Origin of the sequence: Leptolyngbya sp. FACHB-321 (assembly GCF_014695975.1) — a bacterium.
Taxonomy (GTDB): domain Bacteria; phylum Cyanobacteriota; class Cyanobacteriia; order Leptolyngbyales; family Leptolyngbyaceae; genus Stenomitos.
This window is the reverse complement of record NZ_JACJPI010000058.1, coordinates 481277-493666: the sequence shown is the minus strand read 5'-3', so window position 1 is coordinate 493666 and position 12390 is coordinate 481277. Positions and strand designations below refer to the sequence as shown.

6 protein-coding genes are annotated in these 12390 nt (G+C 47.3%); 3 read left to right on the top strand and 3 right to left on the bottom strand.

The window, feature by feature from the left end:
* The first annotated feature begins 443 nt into the window (after positions 1–443).
* Complete coding sequence (locus tag H6F76_RS12890) at positions 444–1592, top strand: ABC transporter ATP-binding protein (RefSeq protein WP_190508687.1); 1149 nt, start codon at positions 444–446, stop codon at positions 1590–1592.
* 163 nt (positions 1593–1755) lie between these two features.
* On the opposite strand, the gene H6F76_RS12885 is transcribed toward H6F76_RS12890, so the two are convergent.
* The 3 genes from H6F76_RS12885 to H6F76_RS12875 form a co-directional block, all read right to left on the bottom strand.
* A complete protein-coding gene (locus H6F76_RS12885) occupies positions 1756–3273 on the bottom strand; it encodes a 2Fe-2S iron-sulfur cluster-binding protein (protein ID WP_190508685.1) in 1518 nt (505 codons plus the stop codon).
* A 72-nt stretch (positions 3274–3345) separates the two neighbouring features.
* Positions 3346–5055 (bottom strand): hypothetical protein, encoded by a 1710-nt coding sequence (locus H6F76_RS12880; RefSeq protein ID WP_190508683.1) that lies wholly within the window; start codon positions 5053–5055, stop codon positions 3346–3348.
* Positions 5056–5511: 456 nt separating this feature from the next.
* Positions 5512–7422 (bottom strand): serine/threonine-protein kinase, encoded by a 1911-nt coding sequence (locus H6F76_RS12875; RefSeq protein WP_190508681.1) that lies wholly within the window; start codon positions 7420–7422, stop codon positions 5512–5514.
* Between the two features lie 1138 nt (positions 7423–8560).
* Between H6F76_RS12875 and H6F76_RS12870 the strand changes: the two genes are divergently transcribed.
* Together H6F76_RS12870 and H6F76_RS12865 are read left to right on the top strand one after the other, a co-directional pair.
* Positions 8561–10207, top strand: coding sequence for a PAS domain-containing protein (locus H6F76_RS12870; RefSeq protein ID WP_190508679.1), 1647 nt, complete (start codon positions 8561–8563; stop codon positions 10205–10207).
* A gap of 590 nt (positions 10208–10797) precedes the next feature.
* Positions 10798–12228 carry a hypothetical protein gene (locus H6F76_RS12865; RefSeq protein WP_190508678.1) on the top strand — a complete coding sequence of 477 codons (1431 nt, stop codon included), beginning with the start codon at positions 10798–10800 and terminating at the stop codon, positions 12226–12228.
* Positions 12229–12390: the final 162 nt, after the last annotated feature.

Here is a 12390-nt window from a genome sequence, read left to right as displayed (position 1 = left end):
TTTGGTCAAGTGTGTCATCTTTAGTGCACTGGTGCATTGATTTATTTGCTCTCAACCTAATGATCAGTTCACCCAAATCAGTCCCTATCAGGACTTTTCAGAGTGAATCATGCTTTTACTTTTTGGCGCTGACTAGAACTAGGAGCGGCTCGAATAAGCGTCCAGGTTGCTCAAGTCGAACACCCCTGCTTCGTTGATGAAAATTGTGAAGTTCATCCGGATAGCCTCACTGAGCTTGCGAAGAAGTGAAAGCGTTCTCCATTGGGATGCACTGGGTTTTATTCAATCTACGGTGGGTTCCCCTTTGTTCTGGGTCGTCTGCTTCACTGGCAAAACTAGTATTAATCAAGAATGACAGTAAGGACTATGAAGGTTTTGAAAAGAAACCTTGTCTTGGCAACATAGAGTAATTCAATCATTGGTATTCATGAATTATCCTTAAAATGCGACCCGTCGAACAGTTCTGGGCATTACGCCATATCAGTTTTACAGTAGCGCCTGGCGAGATGTTAGGCATTATTGGGCACAACGGCGCAGGTGAATCCACCTTGTTGCAGCTTGTTGGCGGTGTTGGTAGCCCTGATGAAGGACGCGTGAAAAGGCATGGCAGAATTGGAGCATTATTAGATTTAGGCGCTGGGTTCCATAGTGATTTGACCGGACGAGAGAATGTCTTCGTCACTGCGATCGTAGCGGGGCTAACGCGGCGCGAGGTGGCACGATCCTTCCAATCGATCGTTGAGTTTGCTGAGCTTGAGACATTTATTGATAGCCCTGTCCGCACCTATAGCACTGGAATGCAGATGCGGCTGGCGTTTGCCGTGGCAGTGCATACTCATCCTGATGTGTTGTTAGTAGATAAATTTCTCTCAGTTGGTGACGTTGCCTTTCAAGCAAAGTGTTTAGGAAGAATTGCTCAATTAAAGGAACAGGGCTGCGCAATCGTTTTGATTTCGCATAGTGCTAAACAAGTACAGCAACTGTCCGATCGTTCATTGTGGCTACGTCATGGGCAGGTTATAGCTTACGGTGAGCCAAAAGTAGTGGCTGGTCAATATGTGAGTGAAATGCACGCCGAAACGCTACGCCGAACGCCCATACGACCACCACAATTAACGCGATCAGGCATCGAACTGCAAGTAAACCAAAACCGCTTTGGCTCTCAAGAAATTGAGATTACTGATGTGGAACTACGACCAGGCGCTGAAATAAAAAGTGGTGATCCCCTTGAGATTGTGATTGGGTATCGTTCGCCCGATCCCATTGCTGCTCCGATCTTTAGCGTCACCCTGAGTCATGAGGACGGTCAGACTTGTATCGACACCAACACTGCTGTGATGGAGCTAACTCTACCTATGGTACAAGGGCAAGGACAAATTACGTTGCAGCTCGATCGACTCGATTTAAACCACGGACGTTACTTTGTGGATGTAGGCGTACATGAAACGAATTGGAACTATGCCTACGATTACCATTGGCATGTCTATCCACTCCTAGTACAGTCTTCCATTAAATCAAAAGGACTTGTGTGCCCACCCCAGCGTTGGGATGTTGAGAAATTTCAAGTATCTGGTTTTAGAACTGTTCGCTAGCCTTATGAGTCTGTTTGGGGAGCCGAGCACAAGACCAATGTCGTCTGGCTACAGCACCCTCCGAAGCACCACATTTTGTGCCATTGTGTGCCCGCCAGTCTTTGAAACTTTAAGGCATGCCTCAAGCCCTTAACCCTTCCTCCCTCCCCTCCTTGCTGCTCCACTAAGCGTCGATCACCACCGCTCCATTTGGGTAAGCAACACATGCGAGAGCATACCCTGCCTGCTGATCGGCGGCTGTAAGCGCCATAGGTGGAGCTTCGTATCGCACTTGCCCTTGCCGAACACGAATTTTACAGGCACCACAGGCACCAACGCGGCAAGCATGACGGATTTGAATGCCTTCTTGTTCTGCAAGTTCTAAAATCGAGGCACTATCGTCTGCTTCCACCTGCCGATCTGATTGAGTGAAGTGAACAATGGGGGTTGCTTTAGCAGTAGTTGACAGTGCGTGATGTCCCTTCCCAGGATGGATAACCGTTTCCGGTTCCGATATTAAGCCTTTAGTAGCCGTTAGCTCCAGTGCAGTTGGTCGGGCTTTTTTGCCACCAAAGCTCTCTTCTTGATAGTTCTGCATGGGAAATTTCATCGACTCTAGCAAGGCACGAATGCTATCCATGAAGCTAGCAGGTCCACAAACATAGACGGCACGATCGAGCAAGTCAGGCACAACCATATTTAACAGTGAGTCAGAAATGCGTCCGGTCAAACCCATCCAGGCGTTACCTTGTGGTTGCTGCGTCAGTGTGACGGCTAGCTGAAAATTTGGCAGTTGGGCAGTGATGGTTTCTAGCTCAGTACGAAAAATGAGATCTGCAGGTGTGCGCGCACTATGGAGAAAGATAAGATCGCAATCGGTTAGCGTATCTTGCACCCACCGCGACATCGACATCATCGGTGTAATGCCACTGCCAGCCGAAAGCAGCAACAGCTTAGGGGGCAAATGGGGTAAACAGGTAAAATGCCCCATCGGTCCGCCAATCAACTTAACGCGATCGCCCACATTGAGATGATCATGTAACCAGTTAGAAACAATGCCAGCAGGCAGATCTGGCTGATCTGAAGGAGACGGTACACGCTTAATCGTCAAGCTAAGATGGTAGGGACGGGTCGGCGATGATGAAATGGAGTACGATCGCATCACAGGCTGCCCATCAATTTCGATTGCCAGATTCACAAATTGTCCTGGCAGGTAGTTGAACAGCACAGGCGGCTCTGCAACAAAGCAGAAGGTTTTTACATCCGGTGTTTCGTCCACAATACGGCAGCAACGGCATTGCAAATCTTCACCAGCCCATTGCTGGTCAGGCAGTGAAATAGGAGGGTGGGTCTTTAATCCATCAGCACTGCCACTATAAGAAGGAGCCGTTAACGCTTCAAGATGCAGAAACGTTTCTCCCAATTGAAGAATGTCACCTGTATGGAGCGGGCACATTTCATTGGCAGGCACGCTTTTGCCATTAAGCAAAGAGCCAGAACTACTGCCTACATCAATGTAGTGGTAAGCATCATCAACATAAACAATTTGCCCATGGATGCGGCTAATCTCTGGACTGGGCAGCACTAAATCGCAGGCAGCACTGCGTCCCAGCAACCATTCCATCTTTTCAGGATGCGATTGCTGTAACTGATGGCTTTGGAACTGCTGTTGTTCAAAATTAATTGACTTTAAGGTCAACATAGCGTGTAGACTCCTTTGCAAAGCGTGTGAATTGATTAAGTAGTGGTAATACCTGGAGGCTGACTGCAATTGCTAGCGATCACTCCGATGTGCGTTTGATGGCTTTGCCTGTCTGGCGATCGTTTTTGCTAGCGTCACAGCATCATGCATCTGGACAGAAGATGATGTGCGAGACGCTAAGAGCGATGGATGCGTTGTGGCAATCATTTCAAGCGCAGTGAAGTGGTCGGCATCTTTGAGTTTTAGGTCTTGTCGGAGCTTCTTGCAGAATTCAAAACTACCGGAACCATTTGTTGCCTTCTGTTCCAACAAATCCAGCACTACACCGATGTAGGTATGCAGCCGCAACTGTTGTGAGAAACCCTGCAACACTTTGACTAAGGTATAGGTTTCGTCTGGCGTTAGTTCGTCAATCGATCGTCCATCCAATAAGGTTGGATCTAGCTCAAGCTTGCGCAGTTGTTTTCGAAGGCTGATTGCCATATGTTCACGCTCGTACTGAGCATGAGTACGCTTGATGGTGCGGTACAACCACATGGAGCCAACTACTACAATTAACGCATTGAACGCCAGCAGGGGATATAACGGCAACCGATTTAACGACGGACGCGCACCATAAGAAAAAAATGTCCAGAACGAGATCACTGTAAACAGCGTAAACACAAGATGTTGGGCATGTTCTGCGGAAACTGGACGACCACACCACGTCATGTAAGTGCGGCAAAGCTTCTCTAAAACCATTCCCCAGATGAACGTAATGGCAATCAAAATGCCGAAGGTGATAAACACTGCCAGCGCTTTTGGGATAGGAATGGCATAGCCGTAGAGATAGAAACCTGTGTCAAAAACATTGGCAATTTGATCTGCCTCGTGCGTCCATGCGCCTGTAAAGTAATAATCCCAGTTGCCAGCGTAGAGAAAGTAATACAAGTAGAACGCGATCACCATGCCTAAATAGCCATATTGCACCAAACGCCGACCGGGTTTACGTAACTCTGCCCAATATGTTTTCTCAGCATCAATGTCGAAACAGGATGTTTTGCAACTGACACACGCGCTACGTTCGCTGCCAGTTTGTGGATCAACTATGCGACACATGGATTGGGTAATGGCTGGCTTTGGTGCATGATGGGTTTGACTGCCCAAGAGCGATCGTGGTCCTGTGTAAACTAGTTGCACCGGAGCCATAGGGCAAAAGTAATGGCACCAGCTTTTGCCAGCATAGAGGTAACCAATCAGGATGGCACAGCAAATAGTAGCAATGAGAAAACCTGCCAAAGCCACGCGATCGGAATTGACAAATAAAATACGGAGTCCTAAACCCAGAATAAACAGTCCAAATTGCACATAGAGATGGTTTCGCCCAAGCCACGAGTTTTCGCCGATCGTCACCAGTTCTCGACGGACCTCTCCCGTTAATGGATCGCGCACGTTGCGTCGCCGTTGGATACCCAAAGCACGGGGAATTTGAGACATAAAGGAAAGTGGGCAAATCCGCCGCCAGAACTCATGTCCAAGCACCAGTAAGATAAAAATTCCAGTGGGTACAATCATTGCCCACCAGATAAGCGCGCCCATCGCAAAGGGTTCTTGCGACATACAGGCATCGCGGATTTTGATGCAGCGATCGGGATCAATCCGAAAGGGACTTGCCAGATTATCTGGCTGCGTCCATAAGGGTGTTAGTGGATCATAGAGAAGTGAGGCAATGAGCACCAGCCAGCCAATGGTTAATAGCCAGCGGACACGGTGCATGGTTTTTTCTGGAACATTATGTAGCATTAATCTTACCTCATGTGGAAATTGTCAGTATTTAGCTGTGGAGTTGCCAACGGTGAACTTTGCCATACCAACGCAAAAAGTGCTGGCTACAGCTTTCTCCGCTTAATCCATCTCAATCCCCTTTATGAAGGGAGAAGCCGTGGACAAGGGACTCTTGCTTTGTAGCGTGTGAAACGGGAATGGGTCTAATTCCATCAATCATCTGGTTTTTGTACTATTACGTGCTTGAAACTTGAAACTTCTGCCTCCTTGCTTCCCTTAGAGAGGAACTTTGGAAGTTCCTTTTTCTAACGGAGCGGTATGATCACACGGGGCTAGAGAGGCATCAGTGATGTATAGCCTCGCCAGACTGGTTAGGACAGGGTGCAGGGGTGAAGCCTCTAGTTAGGGCAACGTCCCATACCCCCTTCGTTCCCAATGTCCTAAGCTTTGTGACAAAAGCTATACGTTGCTTTTTCAGCGAACATTGTTAGCGTGAAGCTGCCAGACGCGCAACCGTTGATCGGCTCTCCAACTCACAAGATAGCGATGGTCAGGACTCAGTGCTACACCCAAATTTTGCCCTAGCGCACTCGACTCGCCTTGCACTAGCTGCCCTGCTTTCCGCATCCAAACTCTGAGGCTGCCGTTAGCATGCACAGTCACAATATTTTGAGCGTTGAACGAAGCCGTGATCGCATTCGCTGAGTTTTTGGGAAACACTGTGGCTAATTCTTCGCGCTTTAAATCCCACAGCAACGCTTGATCTTTGCCCACGCTAAAAAGCATCTGGTCACCAACAACCTTTAACCCATCAATTGCAGTCGTATGTCCGGCAAATGTCCGTGCTAGGTTGCCCGTGTTGAGATCCCAAATTTGAATTTGGCTCAGCGATCGCGCACGATCGCTACTGGCACTGATCAGGCGATCGGAAGTTGCACCGTATGCCAGTGCAGTTACTTCACCATCAGCAAGCTTCAATGACTGCATCCGAATACCTGTCTGTGCATCCCAGCGGCGGATTTTTCCTTCTTTACAACCACTGGCAATGGTGCTTCCATCAGGGCTAATGGCAACTGCTGTCACTGGCTGACGATGCCCATCAAAGGAGCGTAGAAAATGCCCAGAGACGGCATCCCACAGATAGACCGTGCCATCTTGACCACCACTGACTAACAGTTTGCTGTCCTGGCTAACATTTAGAGCGGTGACGGTAGTTGTATGCTTGGACAGCGCTTTAAGCATGGCTCCGGTTGTTAGTGACCACACACGCAAAACGTGATCTGACCCAGTGGTAACGAAGCTACGGTTATTGGGCGCAACGACTAACCGTTCAATTTCAGGCTGTACCAAAACATCACGCACCATTGTTAAATGCACGTTAGATGGATGGAAGTGCTGCCTGAGTTGGCTAAACCATAATTCGGTTTGTTGACCTTGAGCCTGAGCATACTGAATACCAACGACACCCAGTAGCACCCCTGCCACGGCTGGTACCAAACGCTTGGCTACAAAACCTTGCCAATTGGTGATGTCTGGCTGCCGAAAATATTTTTTGAGGGGCAAGGCTTGCAGGTCTGCCAACACGTCTTCTGCTTGCTGATAACGATCGCGAAAATCAATCTGCACCATACGATTGAGCAGCACAACTAAACCTGGATCGATCGCCGACTCAGGTAAATGACGCTGCCAATCCAGCTGTCCCGAAACAAGGTCGCGTTGAAACTGACGTGGATGTGCTCCGGTAAGCAAATGAATCACTAAAATACCCAACGCATACAAATCACTATTGAGCTGAGCTTCGCCAGCATACTGCTCATCTGGCATATAATCTGGCGTACCGATCGCCAACGGACGCTCATCACTGGCAGAAGTCTCTGTTGCTTCCGGAAGCTGACAAGCTGCACCAAAGTCAATCAGCACTAGCTTTCCATCTCGCTGGCGACGAATGACATTACTCGGCGTAATATCACGATGGATCACACGATGAGCATGAAGATACGTCAGGATAGATAGCAACTCTGACAGCATCTTAATTGCTGCCTGTGTTGTCAAGCGCTTACCGCGAGCAAGCCACTTGCTTAAGCTTTCTCCCTCAATATATTCCTGGATTAGGTAGGATTGATCGTGTTCATGGCTGTAAGCCAGCAGGGTTGGAATTTGAGTGTGATGTTGCCCCAGCGTTTCTAAGAGCCGCGCTTCAGTCTCAAACAACTGCTGTGCGGTCTCTAATGACAATGTGTTGCCGGATGACAGTTGCAGTGCTTTGACAACACATAAAGGATGATGAGGAAGGTATTTGTCGCGAGCCAGATATGTTTCACTGAACCCGCCTACCCCCAATTTTTCCAGGATGAGATAGCGTCCAGTCAAGAGTTGACCAATCATGCAAATTCAACCTTTTGTGAGATGAGGTCTACACTATTGCCCTTAGGGGTAGCGGACTCTTTGATGACCTTACAGCAACTTTCAAAGAGGTAACTACGGTTTTGATGGAAGGGGCAAGGCGTGAAAGGGTGTAGCCTCTGCCGTGGAAACGTTCATGACAGACGTTTCTGTGGAATTGCAAAATCAAGCATTGTTGCTTGCAAGGATGATTTACCTCATCCCCAGCCTTTCTTCCAAGAAGGACGCTAAACTCTAGCCCCCTCACCTGTTTCTGCAATAACCCTCACCAATTCAGCGTTAGAGCGTTTGCAATTAGCAAGACACTCCAGCTGATCGCGTTTTACCTTCAAAGAAAGATGGCTGCAATTTTGATAATCGGATGCCTAAAAACTTTTCGCAGTAGCCACTGCGATCACTCCATCACACCGGGAAAGCACTACGTTTCAAACCTATGCCTGCAAGCCTATACACATCAAAAAAACTGATCCTGCTACGGCGGTAGACGAGAGCCTGCTTGCTCTTATGAGATTGCATTTAGTGCTGTTCTTAATGGCACTCAGTGCTGTTAGTGGTCAGATGCTCACGTAAATTATAATGGCTAGAACTGCCAGTGTCTAGGTTTTGTGACAGAACGAAGCCAGACGAGTCGTCTTTCTCTAACTGGAACACGTACACGGGGCAGGTTCTAATTGATTCTCGACCGTACAGACATAAACTGACTGTCACATCAAAGGCTTTGACTGTGACAATTGTCAAACAAGCATATTCTACAGATCCAGTGAAACAGAAATGCTTGACTATAAAGGCGACTAACTCAAACGTATAGCAAGTTCAGTGAACGAAGTAGCTCAACACCAATAAACGTTAAACGGGTGTTTGAAGTCGATCGGTAACTGACTAGCAGGAGTAAGGGTAGAGATAAATCAGCTTGTAATGCAACGGCTTCTGGTGTTGATGCTCTTACAGCGTCAGCGCTTTTACGCAAAAGCCACATCTACCTAATTCTATGGGTGTATCCATTCAAAGGTTAGTAGTCATCAATTATTTGTGAGTCGATCGCAATCAGCATAGCGCCTCTAAATATTTAGCAGGCGTGCCTTGACATCGCTCGATCCGAAACGAAAGGAATGCATTGTATATGGTTTCTGCTTTGTGGAATCTTCCTGGAATTCAGTCTCACCAATCATTAGAATTCTTGGAGCGAGCGCTTACGCCTCTTTGTATCTACAACAAGCATGGACAAACAATTTATGCCAGTCAAAGCTTTTTAGCCTTGCTACAGGCTGAAGCTGAGGACGTTGCTTTCTTTGACTGCTTTGCCTCAACGTTAACACCACAAGCGTTACTCAAAGATCTTTGGGAGCGTGCCTTACAGGGAGGAACAGTTAACTTTCTTGCTAAAATCCATGACGGTGGAATCAGCCTCGAATGTTCCCTGCATTTTAATCAAGCGACACACTCAATGTTTTTAACAGCCCAAAAAAGCGGGTATATAGAACCAATTAGTCGTGCTGTAGAGAGAAATGAGGAAGCGATAGGGTTACCGCCACACCCTAGTTTGGCAATGGCTTTGGTTAACCAGGATGGTGCCGTTGTTAAAGCCAACACACAATTTCATGCCCTATTGAAGACAAATGAGCATGATGTATTGATGTTTGACGCTTTAACGTACCCAGGCGATCGACTGGCTGATGCCGTTTTGAAGCAAAAGCTGCTGGATAGAGCCATCCACTCCTATACGGTTGAGAAGCGATTGATTGCTAAAAATAACGACGTTGTTTGGGTTAACATTAGCGTTTCCCTGGCAGAAGACTCTGGCTGTAAGAGCCGACATCAGTGTTACTTCAAATATCTGTTGGACGACATAACGGAATATCGCAAGGTCTACAGTGCGCTAGTTAGAACCGAAGCAAAGTGGAAAGCACTCATCTTAAATAGCCCCTACTTGTTTATCCAAACCACCAATACAGGACAAATTATTTACACTAGTGGGGCTGTCGAGCAGCTTTTAGGCTACAAGGAAGAAGAGTTGTTGGGTCGTCATCTTGCAGAACTGCTTCACCCCAATCATTTCAACGAGTTTGAACTTGCATTGCGCTTGTGGGCAAGTGATGCTCAACCGCATCAACCAGATATCGAATGTTGGTGGAGAACAAAAGCAGGTCGATGGGTAGCACTTTCGATACAGGGACAGCGCTTTCCGTCCGCCTCCAATGTTGATGGCATCATGATCAGTGGACACAACATCACCGATCGCAAAAGTTTAGAAATGGAGCTTAATGCAAGTGAAGAACGATTTCGGTCTTTAGTGCTTAATCTGTCAGGAGCTACGTTTCGCTGCAATGCTGTGTATACAATGACAGACCTCAGCGATGGTATTGAGACGATCGCTGGCTATCCGGCTGCCGCATTGATCAACAATCAAGCACGATCTTTTCTTGGAATCGTACATCCAGACGATATTCCACTCCTTAAAGACTCCTTAATTCAATCGTTTTTGGATTGCCACCGTTCTTCGATCGAGTATCGCCTGCTTCATGCCAATGGTCAGATTCGCTGGGTTTCTGAACGCAAACAAGGCGTTTTTGATCAGCATGGTAATTTGTTGTGGCTGGACGGTGTTTTGCTCGACATCAGCGATCGCAAACAAGCAGAGGCAGAGCTGCGTCGGTGTGAAGCGGTTAACCAGGCAATCCTTCAGCAGTATCCTGACTTAATACAATCGAGTGCATCAAATTGCTTTCCACCTTTTGTTTCAGCGAAAAACATGCAGCAGTCGAACTAAAGAGCCTGTCTAGTTCGGTAGCTCCAATTATTTGTCAAAGGAGAGTTTTGATCTGCTTCTAGGTACAAATTTTCACCTTTGGCTAAACGCTTATGCCAACGCTCAGCGACTCGGGAACGTAAATTAGATTATCTATTGACCTATAAAGCTGTAGGGGCAGGGCATCGCCCTGCTTTTTTAGTTAGAAATTCGGCTTACACAAGGCTCTTTTTACATGCCACAAGATCCCTTATAAGGATAAAACTCTTTTGAGCCTTCTCCAGCACTGCAATCAAGCTGTAAACCGCTGTGTGTTTAGATGCAATCAATCAGTGAAGTAGATAGCAGTTCTCGCCCACGTTATCCCTTATCTTACTGAAGAAGCCAGCATATAGCTGACTGAGAAAGGCTGTTAATGCTTCGTTCAAAGCCTTTCCATCAACTCTTAACACAAACCTCGCATTACTTTGCACGATCTTTCGCTTAGGTTATTAATCTGCGGAAATATCTGGGATAGAATGAACCCATCGCAATCGAGTCCTTTGGGTTAGCTAAATTCACCCAGTCGCATTGCTGGAAAGTGTGTTGTACAGCCCCTGGTTTTTCCTTACATGAGTCGTGAAGTTCCCGTTCCAGTTGCGAACGAGGGGGATGTTCAATCGCTCCCTCCAGCAGATGCAAAAGCATTGACTGAGCCGTTTGATTCGTCACTGTCTTTTGAAGCAGACATTTCGTTGCCAGAAGATTTAACTGTTGCTGGCGGCATTATTGACCAGATAAACCAACTCAAAGCAACAGTAAAGGTAGCGTTGGTTCGCCGTTTGATGACCCAGCTACAAACCGAGCAGATTCAAACAATTTTAGAATGTGGGCTGCGAGAAATTGGCGATCGCCATCGCCGTGGCATCGCGCCTACACAAAATACTCGTCTGCTGCTGAAAAAGGATTACAGCTACCAGGATCGGGGCTTAAGCGACCCAAACCAGTATTACGTCTACTTAAGACGGCGTAAACCTAAACTCGATCGCTACATTGGCACTCTTTTCTACGTTCCTCAAGGCTGTACACTTGACTACTTTTTGGATGCTGAAGGGCGGTTAGTGTTTAACCCCCCTCATAATGTTTTTCAGTTGCAAGATTGTAAAAATCCGGCTGTCAAACAACTGGTACGGCTGCTCTATCTAGAACCACCGCCACCCGATTACACCTTTGATAAACAGCAAAACGATACGCCAGATATCCATTTACACGTAGAATACCTCGATCTGAAAACTCACCAACCGATTGCAAAACAAGTTTACCCATTTCCTCTTTGTATGCATGAAGGGGGCAGGCTTGATCGCTATCGCTGGGATGTTACACCTCTAACGCTCAAACCAATAGCCGTGCTGCATGACCCATCTGATTGCACGTCTGTTGTTCCATCAACGGCAGAAAAACTCGTTGCTTCTTCTCACACTCAAGCTGACCCGACTCTTTCCCTTTCCAGCCAGGCAGTAGCACGCTTAAGTGAATTCCAGCCACCGCCGATCGCTGCTCGATCCTCACAGGCTGCGATCGAGCCACCCTTTAACCGTGTGCCAACAGGACCGCCACCAGCGCGTCGAGTGCTTGAATTGCCAGCAACAAAATGGCTGACCTTTGCTCTATCAAACCCCAGTGATACAGATGTAATTTTGAAACGGATGCGCTTATGGGTTACCTGGAGCAAGAAAGCAATGCCGCAATCGCCTTGGGAACTAATCCAGGAGGGCACTACCCACACACTGACGAATGCTCATTTCAAACGGCGCATTTTACGCTTTTCGAGCGATCGATCTGCTATGGCATTTGAGAACTCACTACCCGTCTTGGTGCGATGGTTTCATGATTTGAGTTTGGCGGTTTCCCAAAGCCCTAACCAGAGGCAATATAGTGCTGTCCAGCTACAGCTAGCGCATAGCCTCTTTGTGGAGATGAGTCTTCCTCAAACAGACCCAGTAGCAGTGTTGAAACATCTGTTTGGAGTTGAGTTTGCTAAAGCGTTACCGGATAAGCGCTAGAGGTGGAAACCATATTTACAGGCGAAATCATCAAACACCTTGCCTCTAGACTGAGGTTGCTTGATGATCAGCCATGTCCGTTGACTTTGAGAATGCTACAGATTTTGCAGGGAGATATCCTAAGTAGGAGCTAATCAGATGGGGGAATCCTAAAAGGTTGGC